Consider the following 23,441-nt stretch of genomic DNA (forward strand, 5'->3'; position numbering starts at 1 on the left):
GGCGACGGTTGACTCATCGGCCGGTTTGCTGTCGATTCCGCCTTCAACGGTGGGCGATTTTGGCGTCCAAGGGTGCCGACAAGTTGAACGGGCTCAGCGGAGGGCTCATGGTTGTCGGGATCGCCGACTCTGCATCAGCGGCACATCGTCGCGACTTCGCACGAGTCGGAAGTGGCGGAGGCCTATGCGCAATACGAGAGGATCTGCATGACGTGGAGGCGACCTCATGGGCTGTGTAGCTCGTCGCCGATGACGAACGCTGGCCTGTGCGGGTCAGCGTCCCGCCGCGTACCCCTGCGCGCCGCGGGGGTTCGCGGCAGCGCCGAGGATCCCGGTGTCCGGGTCACGGGTGACGCACGACAGCCGGCCCAGGCTCCAGTCACCGCCGCGGGTCACGACGTGTCCGCGGGCCTCGAGCGCCGCGATGACCTCCTCACCCAGGCGGTCCTCGACGACCAGTCCGGCGGGCTCCCACGTGCGCGGCCAGAACGACCCCGGGAAGGACGTGGTGTGCAGCGCCGGTGCGTCGATGGCCTGCTGCGGGGAGTAGCCGCCGACGATCCAGCGCAGCAGGAACAGCAGCTGCCACTGGTCCTGCTGGTCACCGCCGGGGGAACCGAGCGCGGCGACCGGCTGCCCGTCGCGGAGCACCAGGGTCGGGGTCAGCGTCGTGCGGGGGCGCTCGCCGGGCCGCAGGGTCGAGGCCGTGCCCGGTTCGAGCCACGTCATCTGCAGTCGGGTGCCGAGGCAGAACCCGAGCTCGGGGATCGTCGGCGACGACTGCAGCCACCCGCCGGACGGGGTCGCGCTGACGATGTTGCCCCAGCGGTCCACGACGTCGATGTGGCACGTGTCGCCGCGGGTCTCGCCGTCGGGGGTGACGAACGGCTCGCCGCGGTCCTCGAGCGGAGCGGCGGGCGGGGCCTCGGTGTCGGCTTCTGCCTCGCGGGCGACCTGCACGGTCGGCTCGCCCACCCCGACCGACCCGGCGGAGTCGTACGAGGTCCGGACCGGCGGCAGCGCGTGCTCGGCCCCGGCGATCGTGCCGGGTCGGAGCTCGGCCGAAGCACGCTCGCCGATCAACGTACGACGTTCGTCGGCGTATGCGTCGGAGAGCAGGACGTCCATCGGGACCTCGCCGTCGCCGTAGAACGCCTCACGATCGGCGAGGGCGAGCTTCTGCGCCTCGACGATCGTGTGCGCACCGAGCTCGGTCGACGGGTCGAGCAGGGCGTCGTCGAGCGGTTCGAGCAGCCGCAGGGTCTGCAGCAGCGCCGGCCCCTGGCCCCACGGCCCGGTCTTGGCGATCGTGCAGCCACGGAACTCGGCGGTCGTCGCGGGTTCGTACGACGCGCGGAACGCCGCCAGGTCCGACGCCCGGATGACCCCGGCGTGGTCGGTGCCCGACGCGTGCCGGTGCGGTTCGCGGACGAACCGGTCGATCGCCTCGGCGACGGACCCCTCCGCCCACTCGGACCGAGCCGCATCGATGCGGCCGGTCCGGCTGCCAGCACCGGCGCCGGCCTCGACCAGCCGGTCGAGCACTGCAGCGAGTGCCTCGTTGCGCACCAGGTCCCCGGGGACCGGCACCGTGCCTCCCGGCATCCACTGGGTGGCGGAGGTGGGCCAGTGCTGCTCGAACAGGCCGCGCACGGCGGTGATCGTCCGGACCACCGCAGGTGCGACCGGGTGTCCGTCGCGGGCGTACCCGATCGCGGGGGCGAGGACGTCGGCCAGCTCCCACGTGCCGTGGTCGCGGAGCAGGAGCAGCCAGGCGTCGACCGCGCCGGGGACGGTCGCGGCCAGCGCGCCGGAGCCGGGGACCAGGTCGAGGCCCTCGGCGCGGTAGTGCTCCGGGGTCGCGCCCTCGGGCGCGGGACCCTGACCGACCAGCACCGTCGGCACGGGGTTGACTGCCGTCGCGAAGACCGCCGTCAGGTCGCCCCCGGGGCCGTTCAGGTGGGGCTCCACGACCTGCAGGACGAAGGCCCCGGCGACGGCCGCGTCGAAGGCGTTGCCGCCGCGCTCGAGCACCGACTGAGCGGTCGCCGTCGCGATCCAGTGCGTCGAGGCCGCCATCCCGAACGTGCCCTGCAGGTCCGGACGGGTGGTCTGCGCAGCGGGCGGGACGAAGGCGGGGTTCGGCGTCGACATGGTCCCATCCTGTCCCGCGGCGAATACTCCCGTGCTGTAGACCCCCCCGTCCAAGGGGTTGTGCACCCCGCGCAGAAAAGCGAACATCGTTCGGCGACTCGTGCAGGGCGAGCGCCGAACGACCGCGCGCTCGCACGGTCGGTTCCAGGGCAGGGGATCCATGACCACCACTCCGTCGACCGTCGCACGTGCGCGCCGACTCCCACGCATCGCCGGCGCCGTGACGGCACTGGCCCTGGCGGCGGGGGCGCTTGTGGCGACAGCCGAACCGGCAGCGGCCTCTGCGGTCTGGGTCGGGTCGGCCCCGGCCGGCACGAAGATCCTGCCCGGCGACCAGGTCACGTCGCCGAACGGCCAGTTCAAGCTCATCATGCAGGGCGACGGCAACCTGGTCGAGTACGGCATCGGCAACCGTGTGCTGTGGGCGTCGAACACCGCCGGCAACTCCGGCGCGATCGCCGTGGTCGGCAAGAACCGCGCCCTCGACATCACGAAGAACGGCAAGCGTGTGGCCCGCTGGGCCTCGGCCGGCACCGTGAACTCGACCGCACTGAAGGTGCGCGCCGACGGCACGATGGCGCTGCTCGCCGGCAAGACCGTGGTCGTGAGCTGGAACGGCTACCAGGACCGCGTCCCGTCGGGGAACACCATCCTGGGCGGCACCGTGCTGCGATCCGACACCTCGAACACGCGCATCCTCAACATGCGCACCGACGGCAACCTGGTGCAGAAGGTCAGCGGCCGCGTGGTCTGGCAGTCGCGCACCGGCGGACACCCGGGCGCCTGGGCCGAGCTGCAGGCCAAGGGCAACTTCGTCATCTGGACCCGTGACGCGTCGCGCAAGAAGGTCGCGCTCTGGAGCTCGCGCACCAGCACCGCCGGGTCGGGCAACCTGCTCGTCCAGGTCGACGGCAACGTCGTGCTCTACGGCGCGAAGGACACCCGGGTCTGGTCGAGCCGACCGGTCACCGGCCTGGCCTGGCCCGTCAACGGCACGAAGATCACCGGCCGGTACGGCGACGACCGCGGCGCCGGGCACGTCCCGCGCTACCACCAGGGCACCGACGCCCCGGTGCCGGTGGGGACGGCCGTGTACGGCTCCGGGACGGGGACGGTCACCAAGACCATCGCGAACGACGCGGCCTACGGCAACTACATCGTCGTCACGTACGGCATGACGGCGGTGCTGACGGCGCACCTCAGCAAGATCGAGGTGAAGCAGGGGCAGATCGTGAAGCTCGGCACCGAGATCGCGAAGTCCGGCAACACCGGGCAGTCGACGGGGCCGCACGTGCACGTCGAGACGCGGCGGAACGGCACCCTCGTCGACCCGCTGAAGAACATGCACTTCCGCTGAGGCGGGGAGGGGTCGCGGGGTCGCGGGGCGGGGCGCGGGGCGCACGCGTCCCCGCCCCGCGCATCGGGTGAGCAGAAAAGGTCGGGTGGCTTGAGGTCACTCGACCTTTTCTGCTCACTCGTTGGCCGCCCCCGCTAAGTGCGAGGGTGGCGACATCCCGCTCTGTCTATGTCGCTTGCCTTGGGGAATCAAGGGCAGTAGACGGTGCAACACCGGGATCGTCGTCGGGTCGACTCGGAGCACCGTCGGACGGCACTCCGAGATCGCCGACGGCACCGCTTGGGCGTTCTTCAAGCAGTTCGAGCAGAACGACCAGTTCCCCGGCGCGATCTCGCAGGTCCGTCGGCTCGACCTCGCTGCCGATGCCCAGCGTGAAGCGATCGCCTTCGTCGCCGAGGTCGATCAGGACGACGTCACCGTGGTCATCCGTGCCGAGCTCGAACCAGCCCTGGCGCGCTCGCTCGAAGAGGCGACCGCGCTGCGCGCCGAGGCCGAGGTGAAGGAGGCCCGCGCGCTCTCGCTCCGCAGGGCGATCGCTGTCTCGCTGAAGGACGACGGTCTCACCCTGCGGGACATCGCGGTCGTCCTCGGCGTCTCGTACCAGCGGGTGCACCAGCTCGTGCACGAGGGTGAGCCGGCGGCGCTCGCTGCGTCGTAGCCCGCGGCGCGGATAGCCTGGGCGGGATGAGGAAGCGCGGCGGAACGGTGCTCGTGTTGGTGGCGATCGGGGTCCTGGCGGGCGTGCTGTCCGGGCTGTTCGGCGTCGGCGGTGGGGTCATCGTGGTGCCGGCGCTCATGGCCTTCGCGCAGATGGACCAGCGTCGGGCCTCGGCCACCTCGCTCGTGGCCATCGCCCCCGCGGCCGTCGTCGGCGCGGTCACCTACGCCGTGCAGGGCGAGGTGCACTGGCTCGCGGCCCTGACCCTGGCGGTCGGCAGCGTCATCGGCGCCCCGATCGGTGCCCGGCTGCTCCGTGCCCTGCCGCTCCGCGCGCTGCCGTGGATCTTCGTCGGGTTCATCGCCGTCGTGCTCGTGTCGCTGTTCACGACGGTGCCGACCCGCGGTGGCGAGGTGCACTTCGGCGTCGTCGAGGCGATCGTCCTGCTGCTGCTCGGGCTGCTGTCGGGCGTGTTGTCCGGGCTCGTCGGCGTCGGCGGCGGGGTCGTCATCGTGCCGGGGCTCGAGGTCGTGCTCGGTGCCGGTGACCTGCTGGCGAAGGGCACGTCGCTGCTCACGATGGTGCCGACGTCGGTGTCCGGGACGGTCGCGAACCTCCGGCGCCGCGCGGTCGACCTGCGGGTCGGGCTGACGGTCGGCATCACCGCTGCCGTGTGCTCGCCGGGTGGTGCCGTGCTGGCGCGCCTGGTGGATCCGCAGGTGGGCACCTGGTTGTTCGCGGCATTCCTGGTGGTCGTCGCGGTCATCGTGCTCAGCCGCGGGCGTCGGAGGGCACCACAGAACGACGCGAGCGACGGGGAGGTCGCGTGACGGGCCTCCAGGCAGGGCGCGACGCGGAAGCCGTGCTGGCGGCGTTCGCCCGCACCACCGGCGACGTCGCCGCGGCCCGCCGGGTCGCGCGGCAGTTCCACGACCTCGACGAGGGGGAGCGCTCGGCGCTGCTCTGGAGCGAGGACGACGGCGCGAAGCTCGTCGCCGTCCTGCTGCTCGTGCAGGCGATGCGGGCGCAGCCGGACCCGGAGCTCACCGACGAGTACCTGTCCGCGGCGAAGGCCGAGCGGCTCGAAGACCCGGTGCTCGTCGACCTGGCCGCCGAGGAACTCGTCGGCGCCCCGTTGGTGGGCGCCTCGACCGGTCCGCTGTTCGCGCTGGCGAAGTCCGACGTCGCGATGGTCCGCCGGATCGCGGTCGTGGCGACCCTGGCGTTCGCGAAGCAGGGCGACGCCGAGGTGCCGCTCGGGATCGCCGGGCGCCTTGTTCGGGAGCGCAGCGAGACGGTGCAGTCGGCGCTCGGTCTCGTCCTGCGCGAGACGGGGAAGCGGGCGTCCGAGCCGGCACTCGTGGCGTTCCTCGAGCAGAGCGGCCGGTTCCTCAGCCCGGCGGCCCGCCGGACGGCGACCGAGCACCTGCCGCCAGGGGAGCGTGACCGGCTGCGGGGCTGACCGAGCGGCGCTGTACTGTGCTGTGAACCGACTGTGCAGTCTGCCCAACCGACCAAATGGTCGGTTACGGTCGACCGATGACCACGACCAGCACCACCCCGACCCACCGCGCCTCCGTCCGTGAGTGGGCGTCCCTCGGCGTCCTCACCCTGGCCGTGGTGCTCCTGGCGATCGACGGCACCGTGCTGGCCCTGGCGGTGCCGTCCCTGACCGCCGACCTCGACCCGACCGCGACCCAGGTGCTCTGGATCGGCGACGTCTACTCGTTCGCACTCGCCGGGTTGCTCGTCACGATGGGCAACGTCGCCGATCGGATCGGTCGGAAGCGCCTGCTGCTCCTCGGCTCCGTCGCGTTCGGACTGGCATCGGCCGCTGCGGCCTTCGCCTCGAGCCCGGAGCTGCTCATCGCCGCACGGGCACTCCTCGGCGTCGCCGGCGCCACCCTGATGCCCTCGACGCTGTCGCTGGTGCGCACGATCTTCCGCGACCCGCGGCAGCGCACCACCGCCATCGCGGTGTGGTCCGCGGGCGCGACCGGTGGTGCCGCGGCCGGACCACTCGTCGGCGGGGCGCTGCTGGAACACTTCTGGTGGGGATCGGTGTTCCTCATCAACATCCCCGTCATCGCGGTGATCGTCGTCGCCGGGGCGTTCCTGCTGCCGGAGTCCCGCGGCGGCGCCCGGACCCCGATCGACCTGCTCTCCGCGGTGCTCTCGGTGCTCGCGATCGTGCCGCTGGTCTACGCCGTGAAGCACGTCGCCGGGCACGGGTTCGACTGGACGGTGCCGGCGACCGCGTTGCTCGGGCTCGCGTCGGGCTGGTGGTTCGTCCGGCGGCAGAAACGCCTGACCACGCCGCTCATCGACCTGCAGCTGTTCCGGATCCCGGCGTTCTCCGGTGCGGTGGTCGCGAACTCGCTGTCCGTCTTCGCGCTGAGCGGTCTGCTGTTCTTCTTCTCGCAGTACCTGCAGCTGGTGCGCGGGTTCACCCCGCTGCTCGCCGGAGCCGCGGAGCTGCCGGCCACCCTGGCGTCCATCGCGGTCATCGCCGTGATCGGCCTGCTCTCCCGTCGCGTCGGCCCAGGTCGCTCCATCGGCCTCGGGCTGGCGGTCGCCGCGGTCGGCATGGCCGGACTCGCCTTCGCCGAGGGGCTGCCGACGTACTGGGGGATCGCCATCGCGCTCGCCGTGGTCGGCCTCGGCGTCGGGGTGTCGATGACGCTGGCGACGGACGCGGTCGTCGCCGCGGCTCCGCGGGAGCGTGCGGGCGCCGCCTCGGCGATCTCGGAGACCGGGTACGAGCTCGGCGTCGCGCTCGGCATCGCGGTGCTCGGGTCGCTGCAGACCGCGTTCTACCGGTCGAACCTCGACCTCACGGGCGACAGCCTGGGCGCGGGGGTCGCGGACCGGGTCCGGGAGTCGCTGGCGTCGGCGAGCCAGGTACTGCAACCGGGGTCGCCGGTGCTCGAGCACGCCCGTGAGGCGTTCACCGGTGGCATGCAACTCGCCTCCGTCTGCGCCGCGGTGCTGCTCGCGGTCGCCGCCGTGGTCGCGCTCCGGGTCATCCCGAACCGGCAGGATGGACCGCATGACCACTGACCGCAGCACGGGCCCCGGAACCGGCACCGACGGCTCCCGCGACCGCGAGCGCACGCGGCAGGCCGTGCTCGAGTCCGCACGCCGATTGCTCGCCGAGCGCGGTACGCGGGTGAGCGTCGCCGAGATCGCGACCGAAGCCGGCGTCTCGAAGAGCGGGCTGCTGCACCACTTCCCGTCGAAGGACGAACTCCTGCTCGCGGTCGTCGAGCACGGGTTGGCCGCGTTCACGGACGAGGTCATGCAGCACGTGGACCTCGCCGAGAACCGACCGGGCAAGGTCCTGCGCGCCTACGTCCGGACGCTCTGCGGCGGCAGCGAGCAGGCGATGGACCTGTTCGCACCGTCGTCGCACTGGCCCGGTCTGATGGCCGTCCCGGGGATCGCCGCGGCCGTCGCCACCGACGCCGAGCACTGGCGGACGCTGTTCGGACGCGACGGCCTGCCCGAGGACCGCGCACTGGTGGTCCGGCACGCGGCCGAGGGCCTCGCGGCCGCGGTCGGCATGCCGCCCTACCTGGACGAGCGGGAGCTCGCGGTCGCGCGCGACGCCTTGCTCGCCCTGGCAGAACCCGCCTGAGGCGACGGCCGGGAGGCCCGGTGCGAGTCCGCCCCGCCGCTGGCCGCCCGCGCGCACCGGCCCCACCGCTGGCCCGGTCCGACGCCTAGGCTGCGGGCATGCACACCGAGGTGCCCCGGATCGACGCCGGACTCGTCGAACGACTCGTCGCGGAGCAGTTCCCCGACTGGGCCGACCTGCCCGTGCACGAGGTCGACCACCAGGGCTGGGACAACCGCACCTACCGGCTCGGGGACGCCCTGTCGGTGCGACTGCCGAGCGCGGCCGGCTACGTGCCCGCGGTCGAGAAGGAGCAGGACGTCCTGCCGTACCTCGCCCGGCGGCTGGACGTCGCCGTCCCAGAGCCCGTGGCGCTCGGGGAACCGGGCCAGGGGTACCCGTTCCCGTGGTCGGTGCGGCGGTGGCTCGACGGGGTGCCCGCCGTGCAGGTCGACGACCTCGACCACGAGCGCTTCGCTGCCGGGGTCGGTGCCGTGCTCCGGCAGCTCCGGAGCGTCCCGGCGACGGGCGGCCCCACCGCCGGCGCGCACTCGTTCCACCGCGGCGAGCACCCGTCCGTGTACGACGCCGAGGTGCGGACGGCGCTCGACACGCTCGGCGGCGGCGGCGGCGGCAGCGGCAGGACCGGTGGCACCGTCGTCGACCGCGGCGCGTGCGAAGCGGTCTGGGCCGAGGCCCTCGCCAGCCGGTGGGAGGCGCCGGCCGTCTGGTTCCACGGCGACGTCGCCCCGGGCAACCTGCTCGTCGACGACACCGGCCGGCTGTGCGCGGTGATCGACTTCGGCACGTGCGGCGTGGGGGACCCGGCGTGCGACATCGTGCTCGCGTGGACGATGCTGGACGGCCCGGCGCGACGGGTGTTCCGGCAGGCCGTCGACCTGGACGACGACACGTGGGCGCGTGCACGGGGATGGGCGCTGTGGAAGGCGCTCATCATGCTCGCCGGCAGCGCCGGACCGGGCGGTCGCGACGAGCACGAGCGGGTCCTCACGGCCGTCCTCGCCTGAGGTCGCGGCCACGGCTGCCGACCCGCGCCGACGTGCGCGAGGGGGACGTGGGGCTGGGAGCGTCCACGGGGCGGGCGCGTACCGAGGAGGGGAACGCGAGTCGTGCCTCCAGGCAGGCTCGAAGCGACCACGAGAGGAACGCAACGTGCGCGCACTGACCTACCAGGGCACCGAGAAGGTGTCCGTCGAGACCGTCCCCGACCCGACCATCCAGGAGCCGACCGACGCGATCGTGCGGATCACCTCCACGGCGATCTGCGGCTCCGACCTGCACCTGTACCGCGTGCTCGGCCCGTACATCGACCGCGGCGACGTCCTCGGCCACGAGCCGATGGGCATCGTGGAAGAGGTCGGATCCGGCGTCACGAACCTGAAGGTCGGCGACCGGGTCGTCATCCCCTTCAACATCTCCTGCGGCCACTGCTGGATGTGCCAGCACGGCCTGCAGTCGCAGTGCGAGACCACCCAGGTGACCGAGTACGGCACCGGTGCCTCGCTGTTCGGCTACACCAAGATGTACGGCCAGGTCCCCGGTGGCCAGGCCGAGTACCTGCGCGTGCCGCACGCCGACTACGGCCCCATCGTCGTTCCGGACGACGGCACCCCCGACGACCGCTGGCTGTTCCTGAGCGACATCCTGCCGACCGCGTGGCAGGCCGTGCAGTACGCCCAGGTGCCCGAGGGTGGCACGCTCGCCGTGCTCGGTCTCGGTCCGGTCGGCCAGTTCGCCGCCCGCATCGGCAAGCACCTCGGCTACCGCGTGCTCGCCGTCGACCCCGAGCAGGTCCGCCGTGACCTCGGGGCGAAGCACGGTGCCGAGGTGTTCGACCTGACGAAGGACTTGGTGCCCGAGCTCGTCGACCTGACCGACGGCCGCGGCCCCGACGGGGTCGTCGACGCCGTCGGCATGGAGGCCCACGGCAACCCGATGGCGGGCTTCGCCCAGCGCGCCGCCGGCCTGCTGCCCGACAAGCTCGCGCAGAAGGCGATCGAGACCGCCGGTGTCGACCGCCTGGCGGCCGTGCACGCGGCCATCGACCTGGTCCGCCGCGGCGGCACCGTCTCGCTGAGCGGTGTCTACGGCGGCATGGCCGACCCGATGCCGATGATGACGCTGTTCGACAAGCAGATCACCATCCGCGAGGGCCAGTGCAACGTGAAGCGCTGGATCGACGACATCATGCCGCTCGTCTCCGACCCGTCGGACCCGCTCGGCACGCTCGACCTGACCACCCACCGCGTCTCGCTCGAGGACGCCCCGCACATGTACGAGATCTTCCAGAAGAAGCAGGACGACTGCGTCAAGGTCGTGCTCGACCCCGCGATGGCCGCAGCCTGATGCGCATCGTCGTCGTCGGTGCGACCGGCAACGTGGGGACGGCGGTGCTCCGTCGGCTCGCGGCCGTGCGCGCTGACGGCGACGGGGCCACCGGCCGTGACGGCGCCAGCGGTGACACCGGCCGTCACGCCGCCGGTGACGCCGCCGGTGACGGCGTCGGCGTCCAGATCGTCGGTGTCGCCCGGCGGCTGCCGGACCTGCGCGCGGAGCCGTACGCCGCCGCCGTCTGGCACGCCGTCGACGTCGGTGCCGCGGACGCCGTGGACCAGCTCATGGCCGTGTTCCAGGGCGCCGACGCCGTCATCCACCTGGCGTGGGCGCTGCAACCGACGCACGACATCCCCGCGCAGCACCGCACGAACGTGACCGGGACGGCGAACGTCTTGGCGGCGGTCGCGCGCGCCGAGGTGCCCCAGGTCGTCGTCGCGTCGTCGGTCGGTGCCTACCGCGGGGTGGACGTCGACGGCAAGCGCACCCCCGTGGACGAGAGCTGGCCGACGGACGGGATCCCGACGGCGACGTACTCGATCCACAAGGCCGCCAACGAGGCTGCGATGGACGCGTTTGAGGCCGAACACCCCTCCGTGACCGTCACCCGGCTGCGCCCGGGACTGATCTTCCAGCGGGACGCCGCCGCCGAGATCCGCGCGCTGTTCCTCGGACACCTCGTGCCGATGTCGATCGTGCGGTGGATCCGCTGGCTCGTGCTGCCGCTGCCGTACCCGTTCGTGTTCCAGGCCGTGCACGCCGACGACGTCGCCGACGCCTACTGGCGCGCGGTCGACCGACGGGCAGCGGGGGCGTTCAACATCGCCGCGTCGCCCGTGCTCAACCCGCCGCGACTGGCGCGCGCCTTCGGCATGCTCGGTGCCGTCCGGATCCCGCTGCGGCTGCTGCGCGGGATCGTCACGGTGACGTGGCGGCTGCGGTTGCAGCCGACGGACGCCGGGTGGATCGACATCGCCGCCGGCGTGCCGATCATGCGGACCGACCGTGCCCGGTCGGTGCTCGGATGGGAGGCCCGACACACCTCCGAAGAAGCGTTGCGTGCACTCGTGGCCGGCTTCGCGGACGGTGCGAACGTTCCGGGGTCGGGGCCGCTGCGCGGCTGAGCGGGCCGGGGCTGGCCGGGGTGCGTGGCGCGCTGGGTGGGGCTCGCGCTGCCTGGGGTCGCGTTGCCTGGTCGAATCGGGCGTACCGGGTGATTTCGGGCGTACCGGGTCGAAAGTTCCGACCAGGTACGCCCGGTTCCACATTCCATCGCGGGCGTTCTGGGAAGGAACGCCCGCTCGTGTTCCCCGTCTCGCGCTACGCTTCGCTCGTCGTTGTGAGAAGGGGGAGCGCGATGGTGCTCAGTTGGTCCGCGTTCAGTGAGCTCGAGGGTCCGGGGGAGTCGGGGATGCCCGACCTGTTCGACGGCTGGTTCGGCATCGCGTTCGGGGTCGTCGCCGCGTTGGCGATCCTCACGACCCTGACGATCGTCATCCTGGCGCTCTACCGCGGCAAGCGGATGGCCGACCGCGGTCAGAACCCGCTCACCATGCAGGAGGACATCGCGTACCAGGCGATGCAGAGCCGCACGTTCGCACCGGACAAGCCACTCGAACAGCGGCTCGCCGAACTCGACGACCTGCACGCCCGCGGCGTGATCTCCGACGAGGAGCACCGCAGCGCCCGAGCCGAAGCGCTGCGTGGACGATGATGGCCTCCGAAGAAGTGCAGAACCCCCTGATCCCGCCGGTCTACGACCTCGTCTGGACCCTGCTGATGGCGCTCATCGTCATCGCGGTCATCGTCGCCGTGTGCATCGCGGTCGTCCGCAGCCGGCGCCCGCACGGTGCCCGTCGGAGCTCGCCGGAGCAGCGGCTCCTCGAACTCGACGAGCTGCACGCCCGCGGGGTCATCACCGACGACGAGCGTCGAGCCGCGCGGGCCGAGGCCCTGCGCGGTTAGCCTGGTCGGGTGCTGCTGCCGACGGACCTGCTCGGGGTGTGGGACCTGCACCGCACCGTGCACGACCACCGCGCCGGTGCCACGGGGACCGTCACCGGGACCACCACCCTGACCCGGGTCGGCGACGACGAGGTGCGCTGGGACGAGTCGGGCGTGATGACCTTCGACGGTCGGACGACGCCCGTGTCCCGGACCCTCGTCCTGCGGCGGACGAGTACCGGCGTGGCGCACCGCGCCGCCGGCGGCTGGACCGTGCACTTCTCCGACGGTCGGGTCTTCCACGACTGGGTCTGGGGCACGAGCGTCGCCCACGCCTGCACCCCGGACGACTACACGGGTGCCTTCGACGGCGACGAAGACCGCTGGACGGTGCGGTGGGAAGCGCGCGGCCCGGCGAAGGACTACCGGCTGGACAGCGTCCTCACCCGACCCGGGTCGTGACCCGCGGGTCGGCGGTCACCGCCAGACTGGGGGCATGGCACGCTCCTCCGGCACCGACGCCCCGCGCATCACCCTGACCGAACCCACGAACCTCGAGGACTGGGTGCCAGCACCCGGTGACGTCCTGACGGGTGACCGCATCGAGGGCAAGCGCATCGACGTCCTCGACCTGGCCGGCGAGCGACTGCCCGACCTGGAGATCGAGGAGTGCGTCATCGACACGTTCCGCGGCGACGACGCGGACTTCCGTGGGCTCCGGGTCCGTGACTCGATCATCGACTCGCTCGACGCCCCGACCCTGCGGGCGTCGAGTAGCACGTGGCGCGAGGTCCGGGTCTCCGGCGGGCGCGTCGGCTCGGCGGAGCTGTACGACTCCGGGCTGAACGGCGTGGAGTTCGTCGGCATGAAGTTCGGGTTCGTGAACCTGCGCGGCTCGACGATCACCGACGTGGTGTTCCGTGACTGCGTCATCGACGAGCTCGACATCGCCGACGCGAAGCTGCTGCGGGTGTCGTTCGACGGCAGCAGCCTCCGCGCCGCCGAGGGGTCGAACACCCGCATCGACCACGTGGACCTGCGTGGAGCGGACCTCGATCGGGTCGAGCGGCTCGAGGGGTTCCGCGGGGCCACGATCGGCGCCGACCAGTTGTACACGCTCGCACCGCTGCTGGCCGCGCAGGCCGGCTACCGCGTCGACTGACCGACCCCGGGTTTCGCGCTCACCGACACTCCACGCCCGCCCGGCCCCGCGAACTGTCGCTCAGCCCGAAACATCGGCTGCAGGGACGCCCGCACCGACGCCCGCGCCCGCGCCGACCCCGGCCAGCGCCGCCGCCAGGTCGGCCTGCACCAGGTCGCCGTGCACCGCCGCACCCGTCTGGGTGCCGGCAGCCGCCGACGCGATGACCGTCGCCATCGGGGCCGTCACGTTGCCGGCTGCGTAGACCCCGCGCACGGCGGTCTGCCCGGCGGCGTCCACGGTCAGCGCGGTCGCGAACCGGTGGTCACCCATGAACTGGTCGGTGGCGGCGAGGCCGAGCCCGGACAGGAACGCCACCCGCGCCTCGGGCCGGCTCGCCGTGGCCAGGGCATCGAGCTCGACGAACGACCCGTCGCCGAGCCGGACCCCGGTCAACCGGTCACCATCGGAGACCACGGCGGCGACCGGTGCCTGAGCCACCGAGATGCCACGGGCCGCCAAACCGGCCAGGGCGGTGTCGTCCATCAGCGCCGGATCGGTCAGGAACACGATCACCCGATCGCTCAGCGCCCGGAACATGAGCGCGTGGTGTGCGCCGTTCGGCGTCGTGACGAGGACCCCGATCCGCTGGTCGCGGATCTCCCACCCGTGGCAGAACGGGCAGTGCACGACCCCGCGCCCCCACTGCTCGGCCAGGCCCGGGACCTCCGGCAGGACGTCCACGGCGCCGGAGGCGACGACCAGCCTGCGCGCCGTGACGACCTCGCCCGAGTCCAGCGTGACCGAGAAGCCGACCGGGTCGTGACCGTCACCGGTCGTGGCGGACGTGGCCACGATCCTCCCGGCCGTGACCTGGACGCCGTAGGCGGCGACCTCGTCGCGACCGATGCGGAGCAGCTCGGCGGGCGCGACGCCCTCGTGGCCGAGGTAGTTGTGCGCGCCGGCCGCCGGGGCGTTGCGGGGCTCGCCGGAGTCGACGACGAGCACCGAGCGCCGCGAACGGCCGAGGATGAGGGCGGTGGAGAGGCCGGCGGCGGAGCCGCCGATGACGATGACGTCGAAGTGTGCAGGCATGCGCTGATCATGCGGCGGGTCGAGCGTGAACAGCAACGAAGTTTGCCGGTGTGGCAACATGGCCGCCATGGGACACGGCAACCAGGACGCGACCACACCGCGCACGACGGCCGAGGTCGTCGACGGGGTCGGCCCCCGCCTGCGCGCGCTGCGTGCCCACCGCGACGTCACGCTCGCCGCCCTGTCCGAGCAGACGGGGGTCTCGGTGAGCACGCTGTCGCGGCTCGAGTCTGGGCAACGGAAGCCGACGCTCGAACTGCTGCTGCCCCTCGCGCGGGCGTACCAGGTGCCCCTCGACGACCTGGTCGGCGCACCGCAGACCGGCGACCCGCGCGTGCACATGAAGCCCGAGGTGCACGGCGGCCGCGTCGTCGTGCCGCTGACGAAGCGGACCGGCGGGGTGCGCTCGTTCAAGCAGCTGTTCCCGCCGAACACCCCGGGTGGGGAGCCGTCGCTCAAGACGCACGAGGGCTACGAGTGGCTCTACGTGCTGTCCGGACGGCTCCGACTGGTGCTGGGGGAGCACGACCTCGACCTCGGACCCGGTGAGGTCGCCGAGTTCGACACCCACACCCCGCACTGGATGGGCAACGTGACCGACTCCGTCACCGAGGTGCTGTGCCTGTACGGGCCGCAGGGTGAGCGGGCGCACGTGCGGTCTCGACCCGCCCGCTGACCCGATGCGTCAGTCCGTGAAGACGTTCGCCACGACGTCGTCGAGCAGATCGGTCGTCTCGATGTTCGACTGCTGGATGTGGATGCCGAGGTCACCCCGCGTGAAGTACGTGTCGCCGTCCGTGACCGGGTACTGCGAGTTCTTCGAGACCTTCTGGCACAGGTACCCGTCGGACTCGTCGCCGCAGTCGTAGCCCTTCGCGCTGAGCTGCTCGAGCGCGTCGCGGGCTGCGGTCGGGTCGACGGCGTCGACCGCGATGGACAGGTACGAGATGTCGGCCTGCGGCTCCCGCCACACGCAGTACAGGCGCTTGCCGTCGCCCTGCAGTGCCGGGGTGAACGAGCTCTTCGGGATCGCGATCGGGTCGCCGACGACCGACGGGTCGTTGAGCGGTGCCGATGCGAACGCCTTGTCCCACTTGCCAGGGGTGATCAGGTCGGTGCAGCTGGCCGGGACGGTGACGGTCTCGTCGCTCGGGGCCCCGGTGTCGGTGGGGCTCGGAGCGGTCGTGGTGTCGGTGGGGCTCGGTGCCGTCGTCGGGTCGGCTGCGGTGGTCGCGGTGTCGCTCGCCGGTCCGGCCGGTCCGGCCTGTGCGCAGCCGGTCAGGGCGAGGCCCGCCGCCAGCAGGGCAGCGAGCGTGATCGTGTGGCGCATGGTTCCCCCTTCGTCCGGTCGCGTCAGGTCGTGACCGTCGCTCACGAACGTACCGACCGAGGGCCGCGGTGGCTGAGACCGTCACCGATTCGTTGTCCCCCGACCCCGTCGGTCAGCGGCTGCGCCACCACCGCCGCGACCGCGACTGCGATCGCAGCCGTCGCGCCCACCGGCGCACCGGGTTCGCCCGCCGGCCGTTCACGCGGAACGTGTGGAAGGCGCGTCGCGTCCGCACCCAGACGGACGGGAGGCCCGCCAACGGTCGCGCGGACACCTGCACGGTGAGCACGGGGTCGGCAACCACCCGCCAGGCCGGGTCGAGCTGCATGCTCAGGTCGACGTCGTCGTGCACCTCGGCGTCGTCGCGGTGCGCTCGCCCACCGACCGCGGCCCAGGTCGACCGGCGCATCGCCATGGCGGACCCGAACAGCGGCGGGTGCCCGAGCGCGCTCCACATCAGGACGAAGTACGGGCCCATGTACACGGCGTTCCACAGTCGGCGCACCACGGCGCCACCGTTCCGCGGCCGGCCCGGACCGGTGACCGCGACGACCTCGGGGTCGGCGAGCAGCCGGACCGCGTTGGCGATCCACGTCGGCGGTGGGACGGAGTCGGCGTCGAGCCGCACGACGACGTCGCCGGACGCACGGTCGTAGCCGCGCGCCGAGGCCCGGGCGATCCCGCGCACCGGCTCCGTGAGCACGACCGCACCGGCGTCCCGGGCGACCGCCGCGCTGTCGTCGGAGCTGCCGTTGTCGACCACGACGACCTCGTCGGCCGGCCGGGTCTGGGCCGCGAGGGCGGCGAGGCACCGGCGCAGGTGCACGGCGTCGTCCCGCACGGGGATCACGACCGAGACACGGAGCACCCGTCGATCCAACCGGCTTCCACCTGTGCGGATTGCCGGACCGCGTTTCCCGGTGATCCTGGGACCGGACCAAGAGGGCGCGGCGCAAGTTCGTTGCGAAACGCCCCCGGTGCACGCCGGGGACGACGACAACCGGAAGGCCGACCATGACCACGAACCCACCCGGGAACGACTCCGGGACGCCCATCCACGACCGCACCGCAGCCTCCGAGGGCCACGAGGTCGCCCCCGGCGTGACCGTGCCGTCGTACGCCAGCGGTACCCCCGCTGCGCGACCCACCGACCCCGGTGCGCCGCAGACCTACGACCCGTACGGCGACAGCGCCGCCGAGGTGCCGTTCGACGCACCCCTCGACGCCGTCCCGGCCGACGAGCAGCTCCCCGCCGTCCCGTCCGCGGCATCCGCCGGCAGCGTTGGTGGCTCCGGCAGCACCGGCAGCGCCAGCGGCGCCGGCAGTGACTCGGGCAGCGGCTCCGGCAAGGCCGACGCGGCCAAGGGTGCCGCGCAGGACGTCGCCGGCGACGCCAAGGAGAAGGCCGCGAACGTCGCGGGCACCGCCAAGGAGCAGGCGTCGAAGGTCGCCTCCGAGGCGACCGACCACGCCAAGCAGCTCTACGGCCAGGCGTCCGAGAACCTCAAGCAGCAGGCCGGCGAACAGCAGCAGCGCGCTGCCGGCGGACTCCGCTCCCTCGGCGAGCAGCTCGGTCGCATGGCCGAGAACGACGACGAGCAGGGCGTCGCCTCGAAGGTCGTCCGCGACCTGTCGGGCCGCGCGACCTCGGCCGCCGGGTTCCTCGAGAACCGCGACCCGGGCTCGCTGCTCGACGAGGTGAAGACCTTCGCCGCGAAGCGCCCCGGCACCTTCATCGCGATCGCCGCCGGTGCTGGCCTGCTCGCCGGACGCCTGACCAAGGCGCTCGCGACCGAGGTCAAGCACGAGAAGGAGGCCGGCGACGGCACCACCGGATCGGGGAGTGGCGTATGAGCCAGTCCGTCCCCGGCGCGACACCCCTGGGCGAACCGACGCCCGAGGAGCGCGCTGCGACCACACCGCTCGGTGAGCTGCTGTCCGACGTGTCGCGTGACCTCTCCAGTCTGTTCCGGCAGGAGGTCGCCCTCGCGAAGGCCGAGCTGACCGACTCCGCGAAGAAGGCCGGCAAGGCGGGCGGGATGTTCGGCGGCGCCGGACTCACCGCCGTGTTCGCCCTGCTGTTCCTGTCGATCGCCGCGTGGTGGGGCCTCGGTTACCTGATCGGCAACGCCTGGTCCGCCCTGATCATCGCGGTCGTCTACGCGATCGTCGCCGCGATCCTGGCCGTCCGCGGGCGCAAGGAGATCAAGGAGATCAAGGGCGCCCCGCAGACGGTCGAGACCGCCAAGGAAGTCCCCGAGACACTCAAGCCCAACACCGGGAGGAAGCCATGAGCACCCCAGACGAGATCCGCGCCGACATCGAGCGCACCCGCGGCGAACTCGGCTCCGACGTCGACGCCCTCGCCGACAAGGTCAGCCCGTCGTCCATCGCCCACCGCCAGAGCGAGAAGGTGAAGGGCCGGTTCCAGGACGTCCGTGAGTCCGTGATGGGCGCGGCCCAGTCGGCCCGCTCGAGCGCCTCCGGTTCCGCCTCGGGCGCGACCGGCCAGGCGAAGGACGTCGCGCAGAAGGGCGTCGAGAAGGCGAAGGGCAACCCCCTGGCCGTCGGCCTCATCGCGTTCGGTGCCGGTTGGCTCGTGTCGTCGCTCCTGCCGACCACCGAGAAGGAAGAAGAGCTCGCCGGTGAGCTGAAGGACAAGGCTGCACCGCTCGTCGACGAGGTCAAGGAGCAGGCGAAGGACGTCGGCTCGCAGCTCGGCGACGTGGCGAAGGAGCACGCGCAGGACCTCAAGGGGACCGCGCAGGACGCCGCGCAGGCGGTCAAGGGCGAGGCGCAGGGGGCCGCGTCCGACGTCAAGGACAACGCGCAGGGTGCGGCGGACGACGTCCGCAGCAGCTGAGCGGAACCCCGTGACGGACAGGAGGCGCGGCGCCAGCTGGCACCGCGCCTCCTGTCCGTGAAGCGGTAGCGTTCCGGGCATGGACCCGATCGACGAGCTCGCTGCGGAGCTCCGACAGTCCATCGGCCGGGTGGTGCGTGCCGCACGACGCGAGGCGGACGCGCTGCCGGCCACGCACACTACCACCCTCGGGTTCCTGCACCGCGAGGGCCCGATGACGATCGCGGAACTCGCGCGCCGCCGCGGGGTGAAGCACCAGGGGCAGTCCCGCACGGTCGCCGAACTCGCCGAACTCGGGTACGTCGACCGGACGGCGTCGGACACCGACCGCCGAGCCTCGGTGATCCGGATCACGGACGCCGGCCGGGCCGTACTGCAGCGCGACATGGACGCCCGCACGGACTGGCTGGCCGATGCGATCCGCGAGGAGACCGACGCCGAGGAGCGTGCGCTGCTGCGCCGACTGCCCGAGCTGTTCGAGCGGGTCGCGCGCCGGGCCGACTGAACGACTCCTCACCTCCTGGGCGATCGCAGAAGTACAACACGGCTGTACAGTTGTGCGCATGGAGTTGACGAAGTGCAACCACGCCACCGTCGTCCTCGAGCAGGACGGCGTCACCCTCGTCATCGACCCCGGGGTGTTCACTCCCGAGGCCGTCGACCTCGTCCGCGGCGCCGCGGGTGTCCTCGTCACGCACGACCACCCCGACCACTTCGACATCGACGCCCTGCGCGCGGGGCTCGCCGCGAACCCGGACCTCGTCGTCCGCGGTCCGGAGACCGTCGTCGAGCAGCTCGGCGAACACCACGGCCGGGTCGCAGCGGTGCACGCCGGCGACACGATCACCGTCGGACCGTTCTCCGTCCGGGTCTTCGGCGAGCAGCACGCGGTCATCCACCCCGACATCCCCTCCACTGCGAACGTCGGCTACCTGGTGGACGACGCGGTGTTCCACCCGGGCGACGCGTACCTCGAGCCCGGCGTCCCGGTGCCGACCCTGCTGCTGCCGACGAGCGGCCCGTGGACGAACACCGCCCAGGCCGTCGACTACGTGCGCGCCGTGGCGCCGGAGCGGGCCGTGCAGATCCACGAGGCGATGCTGAGCGAACTCGGCCAGCAGTCCGCCGCGCGCTTCCTCGGTCCGGACGGTCTCGGGCCGGTGCCCGTCCTGATCCTGCCGGCGGGGGAGACGATCACCGTCTGACGGACGCGGGCGGCCCCTGGGAGGCGATCCGGGCCTCCCGAGCAGCATGGACGGATGGCCGACGCACCCACGACAGCAGTCCTCTTCGACATCGACGGCACCCTCGCCGACTCGAACTACGCGCACATCGACGCGTGGTGGCGGGCGTTCCTGGCGGCGGGGGAGTCCGTCGACGCCTGGCGGATCCACCGCGCGATCGGGATGGACTCGGCGAAGCTGCTCGAGACGCTGCTGCCGGACGCGTCCCAGGAGACCCGCGACACCGCGAAGCAGTTCCACACCGCCTACTACGCCGAGCAGATGCCGCGGCTCCGGCTGCTGCCGGGTGCGCGCGAACTCCTGCAGGCCGTCGCCGAGGCCGGGCACGCCGTGGTCCTGGCGACCAGTGCGCCCGAGCACGAACTCGCCCGCCTGCGCGACCTGCTCGACGCGGGCGAGTGGGTCACCGCCGAGACCAGCTCCGAGGACGTCGAACAGGCGAAGCCGGACCCCGGCATCATCCGGGTCGCGCTCGACAAGGCCGGGGTCTCCGCCGACGACGCCGTGATGGTCGGGGATGCCATGTGGGACGTCGAGTCCGCCGGCAAGGTGGGGGTGCCGTGCGTCGGCGTGATGACCGGCGGCATCGGCGGCGACGAGCTCCGCGGTGCCGGGGCGGCCGAGGTGTACGACGACGCGGCGGCCGTGCTCGCGGCGTTCCGCGCCGGCGAGGGCCCGATCGCGGCACTCGGCCAGCGCGCCTGACGGGCGGTGGCGGTCGCGACTGACGGGCGGCGCCGGTCGCGCCTGACGGACGTCGCCGGTCGCGCCCGACGGGCGCCTCGGTTTCCGCGTCGTCGGTCGCCCGTGCCAGGATCGACGTTCGTGATCACGATCGAACGCGTGTCCTGGGACGACCCCCGCAGCGTGGTGCTCCGCGCCCGCATGGACGACGAGATGCACGAGCGCTACGGGTCGGCCAACGCCGGCGAGGACCCGGCGATCACCGCCGAGCGGAGTCGTGCGCTGAGCGTCGACCCATCGACCGTCGTCACGTCGATCCTGGCTCTCGACGAGTCCGGCGACCCGATCGGGCACATCGCCGTCCGACGTCTGGGCGACGAGGTCGAACTGAAGCGCCTCATCGTGCTGGCCTCCGCGCGTGGCAAGGGTGCGGCCACCGCGCTGCTCGACGAGTGCGAGCGCGTCGGCCGTGAACTCGGCGCCCCGCGGCTCATCCTGCAGACCGGCGACAAGCAGCCCGACGCCGTGGCGCTCTACCGCAAGACCGGCTGGGACCAGATCGACGTCTACGAGCCCTACGTCGCGACCATGCCGTGGTCGTTCTGCTTCGAGAAGACGCTCTAACTCGACCCGATCCAGATTGCACTTTCAGCAGGAGAGTGCAATTCTTGCTCGGTGAGCACCACCGAACGCACCCGCGCGCTGCGCCGACGCATGATCGTCGAGGCACGTCGGGCGACGGTCGAACACGGGCTGCACGGCTTCACGATCGAGCAGCTCTGCGAGACCGTCGGGGTGTCGCGCCGCACGTTCTTCAACCACTTCGGGTCGAAGGACGACGCCGTGCTCGGCATCGAGCTCAACGCCGACGTCGAGGCGATCGACGCCTACGCCGCGGGCGGGATCGTCCCCGGCGAGCTGGACCCCCTCGGCTCGATCGTGGCGCTGGCGATCGACCAGTTCCACCGGGTCGGCATCGCCCGCGCCGACGAGGCCCTGGTCCGCCGGGTGTTCGAGCGGGAGCCGGCACTCGTCGCACGGTTCCTGTCGGCGACCGACGTGCAGCTCGCCCGGATCACCGTGGCCCTGCGGCGACGGTTCGGGTGGGACGACCCCGCCGACCGCCGACCGCGCCTGGTCACCGAGGCCGCGGCCGCCTTGATGAAGGCCACCGCGACCGAGTACTTCGACGACGCGTTCGACGAGGCCACCGGGCCGGCGTTCGACGAGCTGCTCACCGAGAACCTCCGCCTGCTCAGGGCGGTCACCACGACCGAACGGGAACACACCACATGAGCGCCACCGCGCCGGGTACCACCAAGCGTGCCCGCCCAGGCTCCGACGGCCCGCTGCTCCTGACGCAGCGTCGCATCTGGATCATCTTCTCTGCCCTGATCGCGGGGATGCTGCTCTCCAGCCTCGACCAGACCATCGTCTCCACCGCGATGCCGACGATCGTCGGCGAGCTCGGTGGCGTCGCGCACCAGGCTTGGCTGACGACCGGGTACCTGCTCGCCTCCACCATCGTGATGCCCGTCTACGGCAAGTTCGGCGACGTCCTCGGCCGACGCAACCTGTTCCTCATCGCGATCGCGCTGTTCACCATCGCGTCGGCCGGGTGCGCGTTCGCCACGGACTTCACGCAGCTCGTGGCGTTCCGCGCCATGCAGGGGCTCGGCGGCGGTGGCCTGATGATCCTGTCGCAGGCGATCATCGCGGACATCGTCCCGGCCTCGCAGCGCGGCAAGTACCTCGGCCCGCTCGGTGCGATCTTCGGCCTGTCCGCCATCGGTGGCCCGCTGCTCGGTGGTTTCTTCGTGGACCACCTCACCTGGAACTGGGCGTTCTACATCAACATCCCGGTCGGCATCGCGGCGTTCTTCGTGGCGTGGTTCGCGCTGACCCTGCCGAACAAGAAGGCGACGAAGCGCATCGACGTCCTCGGCGTGCTGTTCATGTCCGCCGCGACCACGTGCCTGGTGTTCTTCTCGGAGTTCGGCGGCAGCAAGGACCACGGCTGGGACGCCCCCGAGACCTGGGCCTGGTTCGCCGGTCTCGTCGTCTCGGCAGCGCTGCTGGTGTTCGTCGAGTCCCGTGCGCAGGACCCGGTGCTCCCGCTGTCGTTCTTCCGCAACCGCACCTTCCTGCTGGCGACCGGCATCGGCCTCGTGCTCGGCATCGGCATGTTCGCCGCGATCGGCTTCGTCCCGACGTTCCTGCAGATGGCCTCCGGCACCTCGGCTGCGGTCTCCGGCCTGCTGATGCTGCCGATGATGGCCGGTCTGATCGGCACCTCGATCGCCTCGGGTGTCCTGATCACCAAGACCGGCCGCTACCGGATGTTCCCGATCGTCGGCACGGTCCTGGTGGCCATCGCGATGCTCGCGATGACCCAGCTGGCGGCGGACACCCCGATCTGGCTCATCTGCGCGTACCTGTTCGTCTTCGGTGCCGGGCTCGGCCTGATCATGCAGGTGGTCGTCCTCGTCGCGCAGAACGCCGTGCCCGCCGAGCAGGTCGGTACCGCCACGTCGACGAACAACTACTTCCGCGAGGTCGGCGCCTCCCTCGGCACGGCCGTCTTCGGCGCGCTCTTCACCGCGCGGCTCACGACGTCGCTGACCGACGTGTTCCGCGGTGCCGGTGGTTCGGCGACCGATGCGGCGTCGTCGGCGGGCAGCATCGACCCGTCGACCGTCGCCGGGCTGCCGCCGGCGGTGCAGGACGGCGTCGTGAACGCCTACGCCGACTCGCTCGCACCGGTGTTCTGGTACCTCCTGCCGTTCATCGCGGTGGCGTTCCTGCTCGCGCTCTTCCTGCCGCAGATCACGCTCTCCGACACGGCCGGCATGGTCGCCCGTGGCGAGGCCGTCGGCGGCGAGGAGGCCGACGAGCTCGAGCGCGCGCAGCGTGCTGCGCGCGCGGAGCACGCGGCGGCGGAGCCGACGGACCGCACGCAGCAGTAGCCCGCCTCGCGAAAGCGACAGATCTGCGCGCAAC

General features: G+C 72.2%; 27 protein-coding genes. 23 read left to right on the plus strand and 4 right to left on the minus strand.

Annotated features, from left to right (window positions below):
• Window positions 1-273 precede the first annotated feature (273 nt).
• A complete protein-coding gene (locus DEJ11_RS01615) occupies window positions 274-2,154 on the minus strand; it encodes a gamma-glutamyltransferase (RefSeq protein ID WP_111103389.1) in 1,881 nt (626 codons plus the stop codon).
• Window positions 2,155-2,314: 160 nt separating this feature from the next.
• Here DEJ11_RS01615 and DEJ11_RS01620 point away from each other — a divergent pair, with 160 nt between their 5' ends.
• The 13 genes from DEJ11_RS01620 to DEJ11_RS01680 all read left to right on the plus strand — a co-directional run bounded on the left by DEJ11_RS01620 (window position 2,315) and on the right by DEJ11_RS01680 (window position 13,246).
• Window positions 2,315-3,511, plus strand: coding sequence for a peptidoglycan DD-metalloendopeptidase family protein (locus DEJ11_RS01620; RefSeq protein WP_110865535.1), 1,197 nt, complete (start codon window positions 2,315-2,317; stop codon window positions 3,509-3,511).
• Between the two features lie 175 nt (window positions 3,512-3,686).
• Window positions 3,687-4,169 carry a hypothetical protein gene (locus DEJ11_RS01625; protein WP_220038353.1) on the plus strand — a complete coding sequence of 161 codons (483 nt, stop codon included), beginning with the start codon at window positions 3,687-3,689 and terminating at the stop codon, window positions 4,167-4,169.
• A 26-nt stretch (window positions 4,170-4,195) separates the two neighbouring features.
• Window positions 4,196-4,999, plus strand: a complete 804-nt coding sequence (locus tag DEJ11_RS01630; RefSeq protein WP_111105233.1) for a sulfite exporter TauE/SafE family protein — start codon at window positions 4,196-4,198, stop codon at window positions 4,997-4,999.
• Window positions 4,996-5,631 carry a DNA alkylation repair protein gene (locus DEJ11_RS01635; protein ID WP_181440208.1) on the plus strand — a complete coding sequence of 212 codons (636 nt, stop codon included), beginning with the start codon at window positions 4,996-4,998 and terminating at the stop codon, window positions 5,629-5,631. Before DEJ11_RS01630 ends, DEJ11_RS01635 begins: the two co-directional genes overlap by 4 nt.
• A gap of 77 nt (window positions 5,632-5,708) precedes the next feature.
• Window positions 5,709-7,229: an MFS transporter gene (locus DEJ11_RS01640; protein WP_111033973.1), complete on the plus strand. Its 1,521-nt coding sequence runs from the start codon at window positions 5,709-5,711 to the stop codon at window positions 7,227-7,229.
• Window positions 7,219-7,806, plus strand: coding sequence for a TetR/AcrR family transcriptional regulator (locus DEJ11_RS01645; protein ID WP_111105236.1), 588 nt, complete (start codon window positions 7,219-7,221; stop codon window positions 7,804-7,806). Before DEJ11_RS01640 ends, DEJ11_RS01645 begins: the two co-directional genes overlap by 11 nt.
• Window positions 7,807-7,904: 98 nt before the next feature.
• Complete coding sequence (locus DEJ11_RS01650; RefSeq protein WP_111105231.1) at window positions 7,905-8,813, plus strand: aminoglycoside phosphotransferase family protein; 909 nt, start codon at window positions 7,905-7,907, stop codon at window positions 8,811-8,813.
• A gap of 145 nt (window positions 8,814-8,958) precedes the next feature.
• On the plus strand, window positions 8,959-10,152 hold the full coding sequence (locus DEJ11_RS01655; RefSeq protein ID WP_111105230.1) for a zinc-dependent alcohol dehydrogenase: 1,194 nt from the start codon (window positions 8,959-8,961) through the stop codon (window positions 10,150-10,152).
• Window positions 10,152-11,264 carry an NAD-dependent epimerase/dehydratase family protein gene (locus DEJ11_RS01660; protein WP_111105229.1) on the plus strand — a complete coding sequence of 371 codons (1,113 nt, stop codon included), beginning with the start codon at window positions 10,152-10,154 and terminating at the stop codon, window positions 11,262-11,264. Before DEJ11_RS01655 ends, DEJ11_RS01660 begins: the two co-directional genes overlap by 1 nt.
• A 233-nt stretch (window positions 11,265-11,497) precedes the next feature.
• On the plus strand, window positions 11,498-11,854 hold the full coding sequence (locus DEJ11_RS01665) for an SHOCT domain-containing protein (protein WP_071404844.1): 357 nt from the start codon (window positions 11,498-11,500) through the stop codon (window positions 11,852-11,854).
• Window positions 11,854-12,105, plus strand: a complete 252-nt coding sequence (locus DEJ11_RS01670) for a hypothetical protein (protein WP_111024922.1) — start codon at window positions 11,854-11,856, stop codon at window positions 12,103-12,105. The genes DEJ11_RS01665 and DEJ11_RS01670 overlap by 1 nt, the downstream gene beginning before the upstream one ends.
• 9 nt (window positions 12,106-12,114) lie before the next feature.
• Window positions 12,115-12,546 (plus strand): DUF6314 family protein, encoded by a 432-nt coding sequence (locus tag DEJ11_RS01675; RefSeq protein WP_111055542.1) that lies wholly within the window; start codon window positions 12,115-12,117, stop codon window positions 12,544-12,546.
• A gap of 34 nt (window positions 12,547-12,580) precedes the next feature.
• Complete coding sequence (locus tag DEJ11_RS01680; RefSeq protein ID WP_111105228.1) at window positions 12,581-13,246, plus strand: pentapeptide repeat-containing protein; 666 nt, start codon at window positions 12,581-12,583, stop codon at window positions 13,244-13,246.
• Between the two features lie 60 nt (window positions 13,247-13,306).
• Here DEJ11_RS01680 and DEJ11_RS01685 read toward each other — a convergent pair whose 3' ends face one another.
• A complete protein-coding gene (locus DEJ11_RS01685; RefSeq protein ID WP_111105227.1) occupies window positions 13,307-14,320 on the minus strand; it encodes an NAD(P)/FAD-dependent oxidoreductase in 1,014 nt (337 codons plus the stop codon).
• Window positions 14,321-14,378: 58 nt separating this feature from the next.
• On the opposite strand from DEJ11_RS01685, the gene DEJ11_RS01690 reads away from it, so the two are divergent.
• On the plus strand, window positions 14,379-14,996 hold the full coding sequence (locus tag DEJ11_RS01690; RefSeq protein ID WP_111039782.1) for a helix-turn-helix domain-containing protein: 618 nt from the start codon (window positions 14,379-14,381) through the stop codon (window positions 14,994-14,996).
• A 9-nt stretch (window positions 14,997-15,005) separates the two neighbouring features.
• On the opposite strand, the gene DEJ11_RS01695 is transcribed toward DEJ11_RS01690, so the two are convergent.
• Window positions 15,006-15,650, minus strand: a complete 645-nt coding sequence (locus DEJ11_RS01695; protein ID WP_111105226.1) for a hypothetical protein — start codon at window positions 15,648-15,650, stop codon at window positions 15,006-15,008.
• A 112-nt stretch (window positions 15,651-15,762) separates the two neighbouring features.
• Window positions 15,763-16,518: a glycosyltransferase family 2 protein gene (locus tag DEJ11_RS01700; protein ID WP_111105225.1), complete on the minus strand. Its 756-nt coding sequence runs from the start codon at window positions 16,516-16,518 to the stop codon at window positions 15,763-15,765.
• A gap of 146 nt (window positions 16,519-16,664) precedes the next feature.
• On the opposite strand from DEJ11_RS01700, the gene DEJ11_RS01705 reads away from it, so the two are divergent.
• The 9 genes from DEJ11_RS01705 (at window position 16,665) to DEJ11_RS01745 (ending at window position 23,407) form a co-directional block, all read left to right on the plus strand.
• Complete coding sequence (locus DEJ11_RS01705) at window positions 16,665-17,504, plus strand: hypothetical protein (protein ID WP_111105224.1); 840 nt, start codon at window positions 16,665-16,667, stop codon at window positions 17,502-17,504.
• Complete coding sequence (locus DEJ11_RS01710; protein WP_051597109.1) at window positions 17,501-17,944, plus strand: phage holin family protein; 444 nt, start codon at window positions 17,501-17,503, stop codon at window positions 17,942-17,944. Before DEJ11_RS01705 ends, DEJ11_RS01710 begins: the two co-directional genes overlap by 4 nt.
• Entirely contained in the window at window positions 17,941-18,513 is a 573-nt protein-coding gene (locus DEJ11_RS01715; RefSeq protein WP_027467152.1) for a DUF3618 domain-containing protein, read from the plus strand. Before DEJ11_RS01710 ends, DEJ11_RS01715 begins: the two co-directional genes overlap by 4 nt.
• A 79-nt stretch (window positions 18,514-18,592) precedes the next feature.
• On the plus strand, window positions 18,593-19,018 hold the full coding sequence (locus DEJ11_RS01720; protein ID WP_111105223.1) for a MarR family winged helix-turn-helix transcriptional regulator: 426 nt from the start codon (window positions 18,593-18,595) through the stop codon (window positions 19,016-19,018).
• Between the two features lie 58 nt (window positions 19,019-19,076).
• The gene (locus DEJ11_RS01725; RefSeq protein WP_111105222.1) at window positions 19,077-19,718 is read left to right on the plus strand and encodes an MBL fold metallo-hydrolase; all 642 of its coding nucleotides are present in this window, start codon (window positions 19,077-19,079) and stop codon (window positions 19,716-19,718) included.
• 54 nt (window positions 19,719-19,772) lie between these two features.
• Entirely contained in the window at window positions 19,773-20,462 is a 690-nt protein-coding gene (locus tag DEJ11_RS01730; protein ID WP_111039777.1) for an HAD family hydrolase, read from the plus strand.
• Window positions 20,463-20,582: 120 nt separating this feature from the next.
• Window positions 20,583-21,065 (plus strand): GNAT family N-acetyltransferase, encoded by a 483-nt coding sequence (locus tag DEJ11_RS01735; RefSeq protein ID WP_258375572.1) that lies wholly within the window; start codon window positions 20,583-20,585, stop codon window positions 21,063-21,065.
• 51 nt (window positions 21,066-21,116) lie between these two features.
• Window positions 21,117-21,737, plus strand: coding sequence for a TetR/AcrR family transcriptional regulator (locus tag DEJ11_RS01740; protein ID WP_258375570.1), 621 nt, complete (start codon window positions 21,117-21,119; stop codon window positions 21,735-21,737).
• Window positions 21,734-23,407 carry an MDR family MFS transporter gene (locus DEJ11_RS01745; RefSeq protein ID WP_111092039.1) on the plus strand — a complete coding sequence of 558 codons (1,674 nt, stop codon included), beginning with the start codon at window positions 21,734-21,736 and terminating at the stop codon, window positions 23,405-23,407. Before DEJ11_RS01740 ends, DEJ11_RS01745 begins: the two co-directional genes overlap by 4 nt.
• Window positions 23,408-23,441: the final 34 nt, after the last annotated feature.

Origin of the sequence: Curtobacterium sp. MCLR17_058 (assembly GCF_003234705.2) — a bacterium.
GTDB lineage: Bacteria > Actinomycetota > Actinomycetes > Actinomycetales > Microbacteriaceae > Curtobacterium > Curtobacterium flaccumfaciens.